At 73.3% G+C, this 17292-nt stretch carries 14 protein-coding genes; 13 read left to right on the top strand and 1 reads right to left on the bottom strand.

Annotation, left to right across the window (positions count from 1 at the left end; all coding sequences use genetic code 11):
* Positions 1–13 precede the first annotated feature (13 nt).
* Complete coding sequence (locus tag AB0E83_RS23265; RefSeq protein ID WP_362115015.1) at positions 14–1108, bottom strand: aminotransferase class I/II-fold pyridoxal phosphate-dependent enzyme; 1095 nt, start codon at positions 1106–1108, stop codon at positions 14–16.
* A gap of 133 nt (positions 1109–1241) precedes the next feature.
* On the opposite strand from AB0E83_RS23265, the gene AB0E83_RS23260 reads away from it, so the two are divergent.
* The 13 genes from AB0E83_RS23260 (at position 1242) to AB0E83_RS23200 (ending at position 17105) form a co-directional block, all read left to right on the top strand.
* Complete coding sequence (locus AB0E83_RS23260; RefSeq protein WP_362115012.1) at positions 1242–2210, top strand: alkaline phosphatase family protein; 969 nt, start codon at positions 1242–1244, stop codon at positions 2208–2210.
* A gap of 159 nt (positions 2211–2369) precedes the next feature.
* A complete protein-coding gene (gene eno, locus AB0E83_RS23255; protein ID WP_362115009.1) occupies positions 2370–3653 on the top strand; it encodes a phosphopyruvate hydratase in 1284 nt (427 codons plus the stop codon).
* Positions 3654–3861: 208 nt separating this feature from the next.
* Complete coding sequence (locus AB0E83_RS23250) at positions 3862–4071, top strand: hypothetical protein (RefSeq protein WP_362115006.1); 210 nt, start codon at positions 3862–3864, stop codon at positions 4069–4071.
* A gap of 87 nt (positions 4072–4158) precedes the next feature.
* Positions 4159–5391, top strand: a complete 1233-nt coding sequence (locus AB0E83_RS23245; protein WP_362115003.1) for a hypothetical protein — start codon at positions 4159–4161, stop codon at positions 5389–5391.
* Between the two features lie 33 nt (positions 5392–5424).
* The gene (locus AB0E83_RS23240) at positions 5425–6270 is read left to right on the top strand and encodes a phytanoyl-CoA dioxygenase family protein (RefSeq protein ID WP_362115000.1); all 846 of its coding nucleotides are present in this window, start codon (positions 5425–5427) and stop codon (positions 6268–6270) included.
* 46 nt (positions 6271–6316) lie between these two features.
* Positions 6317–7267 (top strand): Ppx/GppA phosphatase family protein, encoded by a 951-nt coding sequence (locus tag AB0E83_RS23235; protein ID WP_362115115.1) that lies wholly within the window; start codon positions 6317–6319, stop codon positions 7265–7267.
* Positions 7268–7278: 11 nt separating this feature from the next.
* Positions 7279–8571 carry an ATP-dependent Clp protease ATP-binding subunit ClpX gene (gene clpX, locus AB0E83_RS23230; RefSeq protein ID WP_362114997.1) on the top strand — a complete coding sequence of 431 codons (1293 nt, stop codon included), beginning with the start codon at positions 7279–7281 and terminating at the stop codon, positions 8569–8571.
* A 76-nt stretch (positions 8572–8647) separates the two neighbouring features.
* Positions 8648–10648: a hypothetical protein gene (locus tag AB0E83_RS23225; protein ID WP_362114994.1), complete on the top strand. Its 2001-nt coding sequence runs from the start codon at positions 8648–8650 to the stop codon at positions 10646–10648.
* Positions 10645–10878 carry a hypothetical protein gene (locus AB0E83_RS23220; RefSeq protein ID WP_362114991.1) on the top strand — a complete coding sequence of 78 codons (234 nt, stop codon included), beginning with the start codon at positions 10645–10647 and terminating at the stop codon, positions 10876–10878. The genes AB0E83_RS23225 and AB0E83_RS23220 overlap by 4 nt, the downstream gene beginning before the upstream one ends.
* A gap of 4 nt (positions 10879–10882) precedes the next feature.
* Positions 10883–12310, top strand: a complete 1428-nt coding sequence (locus AB0E83_RS23215) for an amidase (protein WP_362114988.1) — start codon at positions 10883–10885, stop codon at positions 12308–12310.
* Complete coding sequence (locus AB0E83_RS23210) at positions 12307–14460, top strand: FAD/NAD(P)-binding protein (RefSeq protein WP_362114985.1); 2154 nt, start codon at positions 12307–12309, stop codon at positions 14458–14460. Before AB0E83_RS23215 ends, AB0E83_RS23210 begins: the two co-directional genes overlap by 4 nt.
* Positions 14453–16267, top strand: a complete 1815-nt coding sequence (locus AB0E83_RS23205) for a M28 family peptidase (RefSeq protein ID WP_362114982.1) — start codon at positions 14453–14455, stop codon at positions 16265–16267. Before AB0E83_RS23210 ends, AB0E83_RS23205 begins: the two co-directional genes overlap by 8 nt.
* A gap of 169 nt (positions 16268–16436) precedes the next feature.
* Complete coding sequence (locus tag AB0E83_RS23200) at positions 16437–17105, top strand: DNA methyltransferase (protein ID WP_362114979.1); 669 nt, start codon at positions 16437–16439, stop codon at positions 17103–17105.
* The last annotated feature ends 187 nt before the right edge of the window (positions 17106–17292 follow it).

Below are 17292 nucleotides of genomic sequence, written 5' to 3'. Positions count from 1 at the left end.
CATGCGGCCCTCCTCACCCCAGCCGCTGCCGGAAGGCGGCCATCCGCTCCTCGCTCAGCGGCACGCTGACCCGGTACTTGTGCGCGACGCCCAGGGCGCGCTCCGACCACAGCGGCTGGAGCTTGCCGACGACGCCCCGGCCCTCCAGCCCCCGGCGTGCGGCGGTGTCCCGCTCGTCGTACATCACATAGGGCACGTCCGGGTGCGAGGCGTCCGCCGGCGGCAGCCCCGCGGCCGTGAGCAACCGGGTCATCTCGGCCTTGGCGCTCCGCACCCGCTGCCGCAGGGCGGCGGTCGCGTCACCCAGGCCGAGCACCGCCCGGCCCAGCCGGATCGACAGGGAGGAGGCGAGCATGGGCGGGACGACGGCGCGCACCCGAGGGGTGAGCGCGGGATGGGTCACGGCGTAGGCCAGTCGGAGTCCCCCCATCCCGTACGCCTTGGACAGGCCCCGCAGGACGACGAGGTTGGGCACCTCCTCCGTGAGCGGGACCGCGCTGAACGACGGCGGGCAGTAGTTGGCGTACGACTCGTCCACCAGCACGACCGCGCCCTGCGCGGCCACGGCCTCGCACAGGTCGCGGAGGGCCGCCGTGTCGTCGCCCTGCCCGGACGAGGCGACCAGGCTGGGCCGCTCCACCAGGACCAGCCGGCAGCCGAGCGCACGGACGCGGTCGGCCGGCCGGCCGCCGCCGGCCCCGTCGGCGAACCGGGAGACGCAGGACCCGCCCGACTCCTCCACCCAGTGGGGGAGATCGGGGTACACGTCGCCGGTGACGTACACCGGACGGCCTTCGGCCAGGGACGACAGCGCGTGGAGCAGTGAGATCACGCCCGCGCCGCAGGTGACGTCGGACTCCCGGCCGGGACGGCCGAAGAGCTCCGCCACGGCCGGACCGAGCTCCTGGGCGCCGTACGGGTCCTGGACGAAGTAGCTGTGCACATACGGCAGTCCGGCTTCCTGTTCCGCCAGGAGTTCGGCGCCCACGAGCGAGGAGAGGTCGATGGAGAGAAACCGGCGTTCGTCCAGGGTCCAGGCCAGATTCAGCAGATCCGGCCCGTCGGTCAGAGAGCGCAGTTCCCGGTACGAAGCGTTCGCGAGGGCCACGGCGGCTACACCAATTCAGTGGGCGGAGGGCGGGGAGGAGCCCGAAGGCTCCCACGAGTCCTCCATTACTACCGTCCGTGGCAGGATCTCCGCCCTGCTGCGGCAGGAATCTGCCACGGCGGCGCCACGCGACGTGGTGGTCCTCGGCGTCGACGGGCTGTCCCACGCCTTCGCGGCGGAGTGCTGGCCCGGCGCCCGGATCAGCCGGCTGCGCTCCGTCTTCCCCACGACGTCCTCGGCGGGCTGGCTCTCCGCCCTCACCGGTCTGGACGTGCACCACCACCTGGTCCCCGGCGTGGTGTTCGCCGACCCCACGGGGACCGACGAGCTGATCAACGCCTTCACCTACCGGGGCGAGGACCTCACCCCGGCCCGGGAGACGGTCTTCACCGACGCCCGCCGCCTGGGCTACCGGCCGCTGGCCGTCCTCGGCGACATGGAGACGTACGGCGGCTCCTGGCGCGACGCCCTGCTGCGCGACGCCGAGCCGGTCCTCGGGCACCGGTTCTACACCCCCGACGAGGGCCCGTACCGCGAGCGGGACCCGGAGCGGCTGGCGGAGCTCGTCCGCGAGGCCCTGGCCAGCACGCTCGCCCTGCCCGGCGAGGGGCCCCGGCTCGTCTGGTGCTACGTCGAACTCGACCGTCACGTCCACCACTTCGGGTACGACCGGCACGCGGCGCGCTTCCTCGCCGGGGTCGAGAGGGCGGCGCGGGAACTGGTGGACGGCGGGGCGGTGGTGATCGCCCACGCCGACCACGGCCTCACCCCGACCCGGCCCTGCCCCGACCTGACGGAGCTGCTCGACGACCTGGCCCGCGCGCACGGCTTCCGGATGGGCGGCGCCGGGCGCACCCGCTGGCTGTACCCGGCGCCGGGCACCGCCGGAGCGCTCGCCGCGGAACTGCGCGGGAAGCTGCCCCCGTCGGTGCGGGTGGCCCGGGCGGACGAGGTCTTCCCCGAGGAGGTGCGGTACCGGATCGGCGAACTGGTGCTGATCGCGGAGGGCGACACCTTCCTGGCGCCCTCCGAGTACCGCTACGAGCACGGCTCGCTGACCGGCGCCGAACTCGACACCCCCTATGCCGTGTGGGGGAGTTGAGGCCCTTCCGGGCCCCCCTTTCCAAGGGCCGGGCACAGATCACGCCCCCGGACGGACGCGGATAGGGTGTGCCCGGGGGGCACGGCAACGGCGCCGTCGGACCACCGGCAATACGCCACCCGCACTGACGTGCGTGCAGTTAGACGACATAGGAGAGAAATGACTGCCATCAGCAGTGTCGTAGGACGTGAGGTCATCGACAGCAGGGGCAACCCGACGGTGGAGGTCGACGTCGTACTCGCGGACGGCTCGCTGGGCCGCGCGGCTGTTCCCTCCGGCGCCTCCACCGGTGCCAACGAGGCCGTCGAGCTCCGGGACGGCGACAGCACCCGCTTCCACGGCAAGGGCGTGCGCAAGGCGGTCGAGGCCGTGAACGGCCCCATCGCCCAGGCGCTCGTCGGCATGGCCGCCGAGGACCAGGTCCAGGTCGACGAGACCATGATCGAGCTCGACGGCACGGCCAACAAGGGCAAGCTGGGCGCCAACGCGATCCTCGGCGTCTCGCTGGCCACCGCCAAGGCCGCCGCCGCCGCGCACCGCACGCCGCTGTACCGCTACGTCGGCGGCGCCGGCGCGCGGCTGCTTCCCGTTCCGATGATGAACATCATCAACGGCGGCGCGCACGCCAACAACGCCCTGGACTTCCAGGAGTTCATGATCGCCCCGATCGGCGCGGAGAACTTCTTCGACGCGGTGCGCATCGGCTCCGAGGTCTTCCACACCCTGCGCAAGTCCCTGTCCGACGCCGGCCACAGCACCGGAGTGGGCGACGAGGGCGGCTTCGCGCCCGCGCTGAGCACCGCCGACGAGGCGCTGCAGTTCGTGGTGGACGCCATCGAGAAGTCCGGCTACACGCCCGGCGAGGACATCACCGTGGTCATGGACCCGGCGACCTCCGAGTTCTTCCGGGACGGCGTCTACGACTACGCCGGCGAGGGCGTCAAGCGCACCGTCGAGGAGCACGTCGAGTACCTGGCCGGCCTGGTCTCCCGTTACCCCGTCGCCTCGATCGAGGACGCGATGGCGGAGGACGACATCAAGGGCTGGAAGCTCCTCATGGAGGTGCTCGGCGACAAGTGCCAGCTCACCGGTGACGACGTGTTCTGCACCAACGTCGAGCGGCTCCGCGACGGCATCCGTGAGGGCGTGGCCAACTCCATCCTGGTGAAGGTCAACCAGATCGGCTCCCTCACCGAGACCCTGACCACGGTCGACGCCGCCCACAAGGCGGGCTACACGGTGGTCATGTCGCACCGCTCCGGCGAGACCGAGGACACCACCATCGCCGACCTCGCCGTCGCCACCGGCTGCGGCCAGATCAAGACCGGCTCGATGTCGCGCTCGGACCGCACGGCCAAGTACAACCAGCTGATCCGCATCGAGGAGGAGCTCGGCTCCCAGGCCCTGTACGCGGGGCGCTCGGCGCTGTACGTGCGCGCGTGACGGCGTGCGCGTGACGGCTTGAGGAGGCCTTCGCGCCGTACTGCGGCCCGGTCGGCGGTTCACCCGCCGGCCGGGCCGTTGTCATCTTGCTGCCAACCCCCGTGAAGGGACTGGCATGTTGATGAGGGGGCGGCGGGAGGGGCGACGCCCCGGCCTAGTGTCGGGGTCAGTCGGGAAGAGGTCCCGGCACTGTCCTCTGGAGGATGGCATGATCGCCGTTTCCCCTGCGGTTCAGAGCACCAACTTCAACCTCAAGAACGAGGTTGTCGAGCTGATCGCCGGCGCCGGCGTCGCCGAGCGCGTGGCGCTCTCCGTCGCCGACCTGGAGGCCATGCGCACCGCGCGCGCGGCCGTCCCGGCGTCGAAGCACGGCCTGGAGGCCATCACCGGCGCCTCCTGCGAGACCGGCGCCCAGTAAGTAGGCAGCACCCGGGTGGGCCGCCTCCTCGGCGGCCCACCCGTCTCGGCTTCCCCGCTCGTTGTCAGGGATCAGATAGGACCGGTTATGCCCACGAACCCCGCCTTTCACGGTAATCCGCCGTCGGTCGCCGTCGTCACCTCGCATGGCCGGCAGACCCTGGGCGGCAACAGCGACGACCGCCTGATCGACGTACTCAACCGCCACAACGTGCCCTGGTCGGCGATCTCCGCCTACATCATCCGCAAGGCCGGTGAGGCCCCGCAGCTCTTCCCGTCGCTGGACGTGCGCCTGGGCGAGCTGGAGGACGGCGCCGAGGTGCTGCTGTACTTCAACCGCAACGTCAACCCGTTCAAGTTCTCGCTCGACGCCTTCAAGCTGATCGAGAGCGAGACCCCGGGGGCCGAGGCGACCGAGTACATGTACCAGCGGCTGGACAACGAGACCGGCACCGCCGAGGCCTTCCTGAAGAAGCTCAGCCCCGAGGAGTGCAAGCAGATCATCGCCGACCGCGTCGGCGACACCGTCCGCCAGCACGTCCCGGCCGGGTCCACGCTGGTGGTCGGGGTGAGCGGCGGCGGCGACAGCAACGCCATGCTGTACGGCCTGAGCCGGCTCAAGGACCACGGCATCACCGTGCGCCCGGTGATCCTCAAGGGCATTCCGGACTGGGACGCCGGCGTTCCGCGCGCCCAGGCGCTCTGCGAGAACTACGGCCTCGACCTCAAGGTCATGGAGGCCGACGAGGTCAAGGAACTGCTGGGCATCCCCCGGGACTCCGTCGACCTGATCGACCGCTTCGAGCAGGAGTTCCAGGGCGACGACTTCGAGTTCCTCGGCACCCTGATGATCCGCCTCGCGCTCACCAAGTACGCCCGCGAGCTCGGCACCCAGTACATCGTCACCGGCGTCAACCTCGAGGACATCGTCTGCGAGAACCTCTTCCGGGTGTCCAGCGGACTGAAGCCGGCCGGCTTCCCCGTCCGCCCCATCGGCGACGTCACCCTGGTGCTGCCGCTGTGGCTGTGCCCCAAGCGCATCATCGACGGCTGCTTCCCCAAGTTCTCGCTGGAGAACTACGACGCGCGCTACCCGTGCTTCTCGCTCGGCCGCAACCTCTACTACAGCGTCGTCTACTCCATGCAGTCCCAGTTCCCGGGCTACCTGGAGCAGCTGGCGCGCGGAATGTCGGAGCTCAGCCTGAAGGACCCGGTCGAGTACACGTACAACGAGCAGCTGGGCTTCCACACCGAGCGGACCGTTCCCTTCCCGCTGCTGCGCCGCTTCAAGCGGATGCTCACCGGAACCACCGCCGGCTGAGTGAGCCGGAACGGGACCAAGGAGTCGAGAACCATGTCCACAGCCACGTCCGAAACCACGCCCGACCTGGACAACCCCGGCCGGGGCGTGCGTGCCGTCACCGATGAGGAAGTCGCCCACTACCAGGAGCACGGCTGGGTGAAGCTGGAGGGCTTCATGCAGCCGTGGCTGGTCGAGGAGCTGCTCGCCCACGCGCAGGCGAAGATGGGCAGTGACCCGCTGACGCTCAGCAGCGCGGCGCCCAAGGACCTGCAGCCCAACGAGTTCAAGTGGTACGAGCGCTGGGACGGGCCGACCCACCACGACGAGTGGATCAAGAAGGTGAGCCACTCCAGGGAGGTGGCCACGGCCGCCGCCCGGCTCATGGGCCTGGACGCCGTCCGCTTCTACTTCGACCACTTCTTCGTCAAGGTGCCCGCCGAGGCGAAGGGCGGCACCGAGACGCCCTGGCACCAGGACTTCCCCCACCACCCGCTGGACCGCATGGGAGCGCTGACCATGTGGACCCCGCTGGTGGAGTGCCCGCCGGAGAAGGGCACCATGCGGTTCCTCAACGGCTCGCACCAGGTGGGCTCCCTCGGCCGGTACCTGAACCGGCACGACGGCATCAACCTGCTGGACGAGAACCCCTGGGTGGCGGAGAAGTTCGAGGCGTCGCCGCCGCTGCACCTGAAGCCCGGCGACGCCACCGTGCACCACCTCGGCATCACGCACTACGCCCCGCCGAACACCACCGACAGCCCCCGCTGGGTCTACACGACGCAGTGGCTGCCGCCGGCCGCCCGCTTCACCGGTGCGCCCAACCACCGTACGGACGGCCTGGACCTGGAGATCGACAAGCCGCTGGACCACCCGCGCTTCCCGGTCATCACGGTCTGACGGCGGCGGCGGCGGACGGTACGGAACGGACGGGGACGGGGACGTGGTGACACGAGGGGCGGCCGTCGACTGCGGCACCAACTCCATCAGGCTGCTGGTGGCCGAGCGGGACGAGCGCACCGGCGAGGTGACCGAGCTGGCCCGGCGGTCGCGGATCGTGCGGCTGGGCGAGGGCGTCGGGCGGACCGGACGGTTCGCGCCCGAGGCGCTGCGCCGCACCTTCGCCGCCTGCGAGGAGTTCGCCGAGGTCGTCGGCGCGCTGCGGGTCGAACGGCTCGCCTTCGTCGCCACCTCCGCCACCCGGGACGTGGCCGACCGCGAGGCGTTCTTCGGCGGGGTGGAGCGCATCCTCGGCGTGGTGCCCGAGGTGATCAGCGGCGACGAGGAGGCCCGCCTGTCCTTCGCCGGCGCGACCGGCAGCCTGCGGTCCGGTCCGGGCCCGCGTCTGGTGCTCGACATCGGCGGCGGGTCGACGGAGCTCGTCGTCGGCACCGACGAGGTCGGCACGGCGGTCTCCCTCGACATCGGCTCCGTCCGCCTGACCGAGCGGCACCTGACGGGCCCCGACGGCCTGGTGGACCGGTTCACGCCCGAGGGCGTGGCGGCCGTGCGCCGGGACGCCGAGGCGGCCCTCGACCGGGCGGCGGCCCGCCTGCCGTCGGGCCCCCCGCCCGTACTCGTCGGTGTCGGCGGCTCCGTCACCACGCTGGCGGCGGTGGTGCGCGGCACCCGGGACGGGCTGCACGGGCTGCGGCTCGGCGTCGACGACGTCCGCGCGGCCGGCGAGCGGCTGCTCCGGGCGGACCGCTCCGAGCGCGCCGCCATCGAGGTCATCGAGCCGGGCCGGGCGGACGTCGTCCCGGCGGGCGGGCTCATCCTGCTCACCGCCATGGAGCGGCTGGGCATCCCGCAGATCGTCGTCAGCACACGCGGACTGCTCGACGGACTGGTCCACCGGCTCGTGGGCCGGCCCGTACCGGTGCCGTACGAGCTCTGAAGGAGGGACCCATGACGTCCATCGGTAGCGGCAAGCCCCAGCTCGCCTGCTCGTTCTGCGGCAAGCGGGCCGACGAGGTGACCCAGCTGGTGGAGGGCCCGGGCGTCCAGATCTGCGACGGCTGCGTCGAGCTGTGCAACGAGGCGGTCGAGGAGGCCCGCGGCGCCGCGCAGGGCGGCTCCGACGGCTCCGAGCTGCCCCGGCCGTGGGAGCTGCGCGGCTTCCTGGACGGATACGTCATCGGCCAGGACACCGCCAAGCGGGCGCTGTGCGTGGCGGTCTACAACCACTACAAGCGCGTCCGGCGCGCCGCCGCCCTCGGCGCGGCCGGCGTGGAGCTCGCCAAGTCGAACATCCTGCTGCTCGGCCCCACCGGCTCCGGCAAGACGCTGCTCACGCAGAGCCTGGCCCGGGTGCTCGACGTGCCGTACGTGGCCGTGGACGCCACGGGCCTGACCGAGGCCGGTTACGTCGGCGAGGACGTCGACAGCATCCTCTCCAAGCTGCTGCACGCGGCGGGCAACGACCCGCGCAAGGCCGAGACCGGCATCGTCTACCTCGACGAGGTCGACAAGCTCGCCCGCAGCCCCCAGTCCGCCACCGGGGGCCGGGACGTCTCCGGCGAGGGCGTCCAGCAGGCCCTCCTGAAGATCCTCGAGGGCACGGTCGTCACGCTGTCCTCCGGGGACCGGGGCGCCCAGGCGGTGCGGGGGCGCGGCTACCAGAGCCGGGAGCCCGTGCGGATCGACACCTCCGGCATCCTGTTCATCGCGGCCGGCGCCTTCAGCGGTCTGGAGGAGATCGTGACGAAGCGGCAGTCGCGCGGCAGCATGGGATTCGGGGGCGCCCTCGTCCCCGAGGACCGGCCCGACCGGACGGGCGCGGCCGGGGTGACGCCGGCGGACCTGGTGAAGTTCGGCCTGATACCCGAGTTCATCGGCCGCTTCCCGGTGATCACGGCGCTGCGCAAGCTGGACCGCGACGACCTGCTCCGCATCCTGACCGAACCCCGCGACGCGCCGGTGAAGCAGTACCAGGCGCTCTTCGAACTCGACGGCGTGCAGCTGGAGTTCGAGCCGGAGGCGCTGGAGGTGATCGCCGACGAGGCGATCCGCCGGGAGACCGGGGCGCGGGGACTGCGGGGCATCCTGGAGGAGTCGCTGATCCCCACCATGTACGACATCCCCTCCCTGCGGGACGTCGTGCGCGTCACCGTCACGCCCGACGTCGTCACGGACGGCGCCGAGCCGGTCTTCACGCTGGAAGAGGCCGGCGGTGCCCGGCGGGCCGCGTCGGGCGGATGACCTCCGCACCCGCACCGGACATGATCTGATCGGTGCTGCAGTTGGACCTCGCAGTCGGTACAGACAGGAAAGCCCCATGCCCGAGTGGCAGTTGATGACCCGCACCAAGGCGAAGGCGCGCCTCTACGAGCGCGAGACCTACTTCCGGGAAGGGCTCGCGGACGCCGAGGAAGCGTTCGGCGCGGACCTCGACGACGGTCTCTGGAACTCGTCCATGATCATGCTGAAGCCGGACGGGATGGCGGCCGGCAAGCTGCCTCCGGTCGTCGATTTCCTGCGCGAGCACGACTTCGAGCTCGTCGGCGTGGAGGAGGTCCGCTTCACGCGCACCCTGTGGCGGGAGCTGTGGCGCTTCCAGCTCACCTCGGCCACCCTCGACCGCCTCGCCGTCAACGACGCCGTCCACCCGGGCCGCACCGCGCTGCTCCTGCTGCTGCGCAGCGGCGCGGGCCACGACCTGCCCGGCACCGTACGGCTCAGCGGCCTCAAGGGCTCGGCCACGCTCTCGGCCCAGGCCAAGGGCAGCCTGCGCGATCGGCTCGGCCAGCCCAACCGGGTCTTCAGCTACGTCCACGTCCCCGACGAGCCCGCCGATCTGCTGCGCGAGCTCGGCCTGCTCCTCGACGGCCCCGCCCGCCGCCGCGCCCTCGCCGCGCTGGCCGGCGGCCCGACCGCCGAGGGGGCCGCCATGCTGGAGGCGGCGCTGCGGGACCGGTCGGCCGGCGGCCGCTCCCTGGACGCCGGGCCCGCCGCCCGGCGGGTCGCGGCCGCGGTGCGCGAGGGCCGCGCGGCCGGCACCGTCCCCGACGCGCCGGGAGCGCGCCTGCTGGAACACCTCGCTGCGGCGGAGGCCGGCCGGCCGGTGCCGTGGCGGTCCTTCTACCGGCTGGCGGCCGAGACGGACCTGCCCGTCGACCCCTGGGACCTGGCGATCCTCGGCGCCGCCCACGTCGTCTGCGACGAACCGGGCGCCGAGAAGGTACTGACCAATCCGAACCCCGAGGACTGGCGCCGCGCGCCCTCCCCGGGCGGCGTCACCGAACAGCAGCCACCGGCGGATCCCGAGCCGGTCCGCGGAAGGAAGACCCCCGTGTTCATGCACCGCATCACCACCACGGACCAGATCCCCGACGACCGGGCCTGGCACGCGCTGACCCGCTCCCCGCGCAAGCGCGACCTCTTCGCCGACGATCTCTACTTCCGCGAGGCCTGGGCCGACGCCGACGACGTCCTCGGGGACGGGGCGCTCGACCTGCTGAGCCGGGTGGCGCTGTTCAACTTCAAGCCGGACGGCCTGGTGGCCCGACGCGCCGAGCGCACCCTCGACTTCTTCGAGGAGAACGGCTTCACGGTCGTGGGCACGGCCCGGATGCGCCTCAACCGGCACTCCATGCGCGAGGTGTGGCGCTACGACTGGAACGTCTACACCACCGACCGCCTCGCGCTGTGCTCCCTGATGCACGGCGCCACCGAGACGGTGCTGCTGATGCTGCGCGACGACCGCTACGACGGCGTGATCCCCGCCTCCGTCCGGCTCTCCGACCTCAAGGGCTCGGCGAACCCCGCGGACCGCGGCCCCGAGGCGCTGCGCTCCGTGCTCGAACCGCCGAACCGGGTCATCAACTTCAACCACGTCGCGGACGAGCCCGCCGACCTGGTCCGGGAGATCGGCATCTTCCTCGACCGCGACGAGCGCCGCACCCTCTTCACCGAGGTGCGGCGGGACTTCTCCGGCGACCTGGCCGAGCGGGCCCGCGCCGAGGTGGCGCGGCTGGAGGAGCTCTACCCCGGCAACGACTTCGACCTCGACCGGGCCCTGGACCGGCTGGAGGCGTCGGGCCGGATCGCCGCCGCCGACATGGAGCGGCTGCGTCAGGGGTCCGTCGGCGGCGAGGGGATGTCGTTCGAGGAGCTGAGCGCGATCGTCAGCCCCCACGACCCGGCGATCGACCGGTGGGACTTCGTCCGCGTCGCCACCGAGGTGCTCGCCGTGGAACGCAAGGGCTACGGCGGCTCACTGCCCGCGCCCACCTCCGTGGACTGGGTCCGTACGGCCGGGGAAGGCCCCGCCCGGTGAGCGGCGAGGCCCTCGGGACCGCCGAGGCCGCGCGGACGGCCGCGGAGCGGGAGTTCGACCGGCAGATGGCCCTGCACGGCCACGACATACCCGACGACCTGCGTCCGGGCGTCCTCGCGGTCCACCTGGAGCTGAAGCGGATGACCGCCCTGCTGCGCACGGCGGACCTGGCGCCCGAGGACGAGCCCGCGCACGTGTTCACCTTCGAAACCGGTCCGGGGAAGGACTGAGCGCATGAACAAGCCCCTGCACGAGCTGTCGGTGGCCGAGGCCGGCGCCGCGATGCGCGACGGTTCCCTCACCTCCCAGGAGCTGACCGCGCACACCCTGGAGCGGATCGCCGCCGTCGACCCGCTGATCGACTCGCTGGTGTCGGTCACCGCGGAGCGGGCCGTCGCCGACGCCGAGCGCGCGGACGAGGAGCTGCGCCGCGGCGTCGACCGCGGACCGCTGCACGGCATCCCGTACACGCTGAAGGACATCATCGACTCCGTCGGCGTCGAGACCACCTCCAACTCCCGGCTCATGCTGGGGCACTTCCCCGAGCGCGACGCGTTCGTCGAGGAGCGCCTGCGCGAGGGCGGCGCCGTCCTGGTCGGCAAGGCGAACCTCGCGGAGTTCGCCTTCGGCGGCCCCGGCTTCGACCTGCCGACCCCGCCCGCCCGCAACCCGTGGAACCCCGAGCACTTCACCGGTGGCTCCTCGGCCGGCAGCGGTGCCTGCGTCGGCGCGGGCCTGGTGCGCGTCTCGATCGGCTCCGACACCGGCGGTTCCATCCGCTCGCCCGCCGCCAACTGCGGCACCGTCGGCCTCAAACCGACGTACGGCCTGGTGTCCCGGCGCGGCGTCTACCCGCTGTCGTACTCGCTCGACCACGTCGGCCCCCTCGCCTGGAACGTCCGGGACGCGGCGCTCGCCCTGAACGTCATCGCCGGGCACGACCCGCTCGACCCGGGCAGCGTCCGGCGGCCGCGCGAGGACTACACCCTCGACCTCGACAAGGGCGTGGAGGGCCTGCGCATCGGCTACGCCCGCGCGTTCTTCGCCGACTCCAAGGGCGTCTCGCCCGAGGTCCTGGAGACCGTCGACGCGGCGGCCGCCCGGCTCACGTCCCTGGGAGCGGTCGTCGAGGAGGTCGCCCTGCCGGACTTCGAGCTGATGAAGGCGTGCGGCCGGGTGATCCTCCAGGCCGAGGCGTACACCATCCACGAGCGGGACCTGCGCGAGCGGCCGCGCGACTACGGCCGCTACACCTACCAGCGGCTGGCCGGCGGCGCCGCCCTGACCGCGGCGGACTACATCCAGGCCACCCGCGTCCGCCACGAGCTGACCCGGCAGCTGAACGACGGGCCGCTCGGCCGGTACGACGCCCTCATCACCACCGTCGCCCTCTCGGCGCCGGCCCCCTTCACGGACTTCCCGCAGGACTGGCCGCCGCCGAGCCTGGCGGTCGCCGTGCAGACCGCGCCCTTCAACGTCACCGGCCATCCGGCCCTGGTCGTGCCCGCCGGCTTCTCCCGCGACGGGCTGCCCTTCGGCCTCCAGATCGTCGGCCGGCACTTCGACGAGCGGAAGCTGCTGCGGATCGGCCAGGCCTTCGAATCCGTGGCGGGCGTGACGGACCGGCGTCCGGCGCTCGGCACCGAGGCGGTCGCCGTATGACGGCCCGGCACGTCGTCATCGTCGGCGGCGGGCCGTGGGGCACCTACGCCCTGGAGCGGCTCGCCGCCCTGCTGCCGCACACCGGGGCCGCGCACCCCGTGCGGATCACCGTGTTCGAGCGGTCGGGCCGCTTCGGAGCCGGTGACACCCACAGCGACGACCAGGTGCCCACCAGCTATCTGAACCGGGTGGCCAGCCAGATAGCCTTCGCCGCCGACGAGTCCACCGCCGCGGCGAGCCACCTGCTGCCCCGGCGGCTGCGCCCGACCTTCGCCGAGTGGGCCCGGGACGCCTTCGCCCGCACGGGCGAGGAGCAGTACGACGTCCGGCCCACCGACACCCCCCGCCGCCATCTGCACGGCCACGCGCTGCGCGACATGTTCCGCCGCTACACCGCGCTGCTGCGGGCCGTCCCCGGCGTCACCGTCGACCTGATCGCCGCCGAGGTCACCGACGTCGAGCCCGTCGGGGACGGCGCGGCGTTCCTGGTGCACCACGACGGCGCGGGACCGGCCGTCGAGGCCGACCACCTGCTGCTGGTCACCGGGCACTCGCGCAACCGGCCCGCCCCCGGCTCCACCGCCGCGCTGCTGACCGAACACGCCCCGGACCGCTACGTGCCCAGCGCGTACCCGCTGGCCGACATCACCCCCGAGACCGTTCCGGCCGGCTCCGCCGTGGGGGTGCTGGGCCTCGGCCTCACCTCGGTCGACCTGCTGCTGCACCTCACCGAGGGCCGCGGCGGCACCTTCGTCCCGCGCGGCGACGGCGGACCGCTGGACGACCTCACCTACCGCCCCAGCGGCCGCGAGCCCGCCGTCATCGTCCCCGTCAGCCCCAGCGGGATGTTCACCTGGGCCCGCCCCGAGAACGCCAAGGCCGCCGACGAGACCGGGCGGACGCACGCCGGCCTCGAACACTCCGCGCGCTTCCTGACCCCCGAGGCGATCGACGCGCTCCGCCTCGGGGCCGGCACACCGCGGCGGCTGCGCGACGGCGAGGTGCGGCAGCTCGACTTCGAGGACCACGTCTTCCCCCTCGTCGTCCTGGAGATGGCGTACGTCTACCACGCGACCCTGTTCGGCGCCGGGGCGGGCGCGCTGATCGCCCGGGCGGCCGAGGCCCGCTACCGCCGTTTCCTCGACGGCGCCGGGGGCACCGCCGACGCCGCGGTCAACCGGCTCATGGAGCCGGTGCAGCGGGAGTTCGAGCGGGTGGCGGAGTACGTGGCCCGCACCGCCGCGGGGGAGCCCGTGCCGGACCACTGCGCCCCCTACGCGGCGACGGACGCCGCGGAGGCGTTCAGGACGACCGTCTTCGGCGAGCCGGCCGTCGAGCCGTCGCCCTGGGGACACTCGGCGGACCCGTGGGACCACCGCTTCGACTGGGAGCGGTTCTTCGAACCGCTGGGGCCCGAGGACACCAAGGACGGCGACGCGTGGCGGCGGGGCATCGTCGCCCACATGCGCCGCGACCACCGGGCCGCCGCCCAGGGCAACCTGCGCAACCCCACCAAGGCCGCCTGCGACGGAGTCTGGCGCGACCTGCGTTCCACCTTCTCCGCCGCGATCGACTACGGCGGGCTCACGGCGGCCTCGCACCGCTCCTTCCTGGGCAAGCACCTGCGCCACTACACCCGCATGTCGAACGGCACCGGCCTGGAGGCGATGAAGAAGGTCCTCGCCCTCGTCGAGGCCGGACTGGTCGACGTGAGCGTGGGCCCCGCGCCCCTGGTCGAACCGGCGGCGGACGGCGGCTTCCTGCTGCGCGGCACCAAGACGGGCACGGAACGCGCCGTGGCGTACCTGGTCGAGGGCAAGGGCCACGCCTTCGACGCCGACCACGACGTCCGGCCGCTCTACGCCCGCCTGCTCCGCCGCGGTCTCGTACGGAAGTGGCGCAACCCCGGTGCCACGCCCGAGGAGGACTTCGTCCCGGGGGCCGTCGACGTCACCCGCGACTTCCGGGCGGTCCGCGCGGACGGCACCGTGGAACCGCGCGTCACCGTGCTCGGCGCCCCGGTCGAGCGGCTGTTCTTCTTCCAGCTGAGCGCGGCGCGGCCGTACTCCGGGAGCTCGGTGCTCAACAACATCGCCCGGTGGGCGGAGGACCTCGTGCGGCAACTGGAGCAGGGGCGGTCCCATGACTGACGGCCTCCTGGAGCGGTGCCTGCGCCTGGTCCCGCTCGACGAGGTGACGCGCCACGTCGAGCGCGTCTGCCGCCACGACCGCTACCAGGGCTCGACCGGACTGGAGCGGGCCGCGGAGCTGGTCGCCGAGTCCGCCGAGGCCGCGGGGCTGACCGACGTCGGGATCGACCAGTACGCGGCCGACGGCGAGGCGCAGTGGTGGACGTGGCGCGCGCCCGTCTCCTGGACCCCGCTCACGGCCGTCCTCGACGTCCACGAAGGTCCCGAGCGGATCCTCCGCGTCGACCACGCCGAGCAGCCCTTCTCCGTCGCCACCTACTCGGCACCCACCGCACCGGGCGGCCGCGACGTCAGGCTGGTCCGGATCGGAGGAGGGGCGGGGGGCCGGCCGGGCCCGGGCGGCGGTCACGGACTGGCGGGCGCGCTGGCCGTGGTCGAGCGGTCCGCCTTCGGCCACGCCCGCATGCTGCGGGAGCTCCAGGACGCGGGCGCCGTCGGCTTCGTCACCGACGCCCCGTGGAAGGGCACGCACGAGGCGCCCCATCCGGGGCGGATCGAACTCCCGCCCGGCAGCCCCCTGTCCGCCTTCAGCGTCACCCCGGCCCAGCTCGCCCGCATCGCCGCCGCCGCGGACCGCGGCGGCCGGGCCCTGATGACCGTCGCGGTGGACCGCTCGGCCGCCATGCCCGTGGTCTCCGGTGTGCTGCCCGGCACGGACCCCGACGCCGGTGAGGTCTGGCTCACCGCGCACCTGTGCCACCCGCGCCCCGGGGCCAACGACAACGCCTCGGGCGTGGCGGCCCTGCTCGGCGTCGCGTCGGCCCTCGCCGCGGCGCGGAGGCAGGACGCCCGCTTCGGCACCCGCGGGTCCGTCCGGTTCTTCTGGGGGCCGGAGTTCCTGGGCCAGGCGGCCGTGCTGCACCAGTGCTTCGGCTCCGGCGGCCGCCGGCTCCCCGACGCCGTGATCAATCTGGACATGGTGGGCGAGGACCAGGCCCGCTGCGCCTCGCCCTTCGTGGTGGAGCGCCCCCCGGACCTGGTCCCCTCGCTGCTCGGGCCGCTCGCCGAGCACTTCGTGGAGGAGGTCTTCGCGGCCACCGCCGACCACCCCGGAAGCTGGCGGCCGTCGCCCTTCCTCGGCTTCTCCGACCACGCCCTCTACGCCGACCCCGGCATCGGGCGGCCGGGTGTCCAGTTCTGCCATCCCGACGACCGGTTCAACCACTCGGCGGGCGACGCGCCGGACAAGGTGTCACCGATCGAGATGCTGCGCTCCACGGCCGCCGCCGCGGCGCTCGCGCAGACCGTCGCCGGGGGCGGTCCGGACCGGGAGGGCCTCGCGCGGATCGTGGACCGCTGGTGCGCTCGGGAGCGCACCAGGGCCCGCACGGTGGCCTCGCGCCACGGGGCGCCGTGGGCGCGGCGGTACCTGACGCGGGTGGAGGCCGGGTGCGAGGCGCTGACCGCGCTGGCGGCCGGGGAGCCCCGGCCGTCCGGGGCCCGTACGCCCCTCCGGCCGGAGGGGCCGGCCGTCGCGGCCCACTGGCCCGGCCCGCTCAACCTCCGGGAGATGATGGGCGGCCTGCCGCCCGGGACCCGCGCCGAGCTGGCCGACCTGATCGCCGCGGACAAGCACTGTCTGTCGATGCTCTTCCACTTCGCCATCAGGGCCGACGGCCGCCGCACGCGCGGGGAGATCGTCGACGACACCTCCCTCGCGCTGGAACGCGAGATCGACCCGGCGGTCTCCGGGCGGCTCTTCGACGCCCTGCTGGAGTCCGGATGGGTCCGCGAGGCCCCGTCCTGACCGGTGCCCGGGGCCGGCCCCGGGCACCGTCCCGAAGTCCCTTGCGGGGAAACGGGGTTGAGTTCCCGAAGATCACCCGAACGGCTGTTCCCGCTGAGTAGCATGGCGTTCCCGGTGTCCCGCGGCGCCCAGACCGCGGCCGGGAACGCGAAAGGATGCGTGATTTCCGGTGGGGGTTGCCAGTTGGCTCGTGCTCGGGGGAGAGGACCCGGAGCACGCGCTTCCCGAGGCGGCGGGGCAGGCCGGTCTGGTCAGCCAGTTGCGGCCGCTGATCCGGGAGCTCAGCGCACCCGGGGAGCTGGTCTTCGACCCGTTCGCCGGGTGGGGGACGACGCTGGTCGCGGCCTCGGTGGAGGGGCGGCGCGGGTTCGGCATCGAGGTGGACGAGGAGCGCGCCGAGGACGCCCGCAAGCGGCTGGCGGCCTATCCGGGGCAGGAGATGGTCTGCGGGGACGCGCGCAAGCCTCCGCTGGAGGCGGGCTCGGTCGACCTGGTCCTGTGCGATCTGCCGTACTTCGGCACCGATCTGAACCGGGACGCCACCGACGGGGCGCAGTTCTACGCGCTGCGCGACTACGACGACTACCTCGGCGCGCTGGACGAGGCGTTCGGCGCGATCGCGCGGACCATGCGGGCGGGCGCCCGGGCCGTGATCGCGGTCCAGAACCGCCGGATCGCCGACCGGTTCGTTCCGCTGGCCTGGGACGCGGCGCGGGTGCTGGGACGCCACCTCACCCTGGGCGACGAGCGCATCCACCTGTACGAGCGGCCGGCGGGCGGTGACGACCCGATGCTGACCAATCGGTCGCACGAGTACCTGCTGATGGCCACCAAGTAGCGGCCGCGAGGTCTCGGGTGGTCACCGCCCGCCGTGGGCGCGGGGCTCTACCGGGCGCCGTACGCCCGGCCGATCTTCTGCGCCAGGTCGGTGACGTCGGGGGGGGGCCGGCGGGGGGGGGGGCCCCCCGCCGCGGGGGCCCGGGGCGGCCGCGGGGCGCGCCCGCCGGGGGGGGCGGGCGCGGGCG

The sequence above is a fragment of the Streptomyces sp. NPDC035033 genome, assembly GCF_040636735.1.
In the GTDB taxonomy this organism is placed as follows: domain Bacteria; phylum Actinomycetota; class Actinomycetes; order Streptomycetales; family Streptomycetaceae; genus Streptomyces.
Note: the sequence above shows the minus strand (reverse complement) of the source record. Positions and strands in the feature narration are given on the sequence as shown.

What these genes read in the sequence shown, in the direction of transcription:
- eno (WP_362115009.1), top strand. Translation starts at nt 2,370, where the DNA reads ATGACTGCCATCAGCAGTGTCGTAGGACGTGAGGTCATCGACAGCAGG.
- AB0E83_RS23250 (WP_362115006.1), top strand. Translation starts at nt 3,862, where the DNA reads ATGATCGCCGTTTCCCCTGCGGTTCAGAGCACCAACTTCAACCTCAAG.
- AB0E83_RS23245 (WP_362115003.1), top strand. Translation starts at nt 4,159, where the DNA reads ATGCCCACGAACCCCGCCTTTCACGGTAATCCGCCGTCGGTCGCCGTC.
- AB0E83_RS23240 (WP_362115000.1), top strand. Translation starts at nt 5,425, where the DNA reads ATGTCCACAGCCACGTCCGAAACCACGCCCGACCTGGACAACCCCGGC.
- clpX (WP_362114997.1), top strand. Translation starts at nt 7,279, where the DNA reads ATGACGTCCATCGGTAGCGGCAAGCCCCAGCTCGCCTGCTCGTTCTGC.
- AB0E83_RS23225 (WP_362114994.1), top strand. Translation starts at nt 8,648, where the DNA reads ATGCCCGAGTGGCAGTTGATGACCCGCACCAAGGCGAAGGCGCGCCTC.
- AB0E83_RS23215 (WP_362114988.1), top strand. Translation starts at nt 10,883, where the DNA reads ATGAACAAGCCCCTGCACGAGCTGTCGGTGGCCGAGGCCGGCGCCGCG.
- AB0E83_RS23210 (WP_362114985.1), top strand. Translation starts at nt 12,307, where the DNA reads ATGACGGCCCGGCACGTCGTCATCGTCGGCGGCGGGCCGTGGGGCACC.
- AB0E83_RS23205 (WP_362114982.1), top strand. Translation starts at nt 14,453, where the DNA reads ATGACTGACGGCCTCCTGGAGCGGTGCCTGCGCCTGGTCCCGCTCGAC.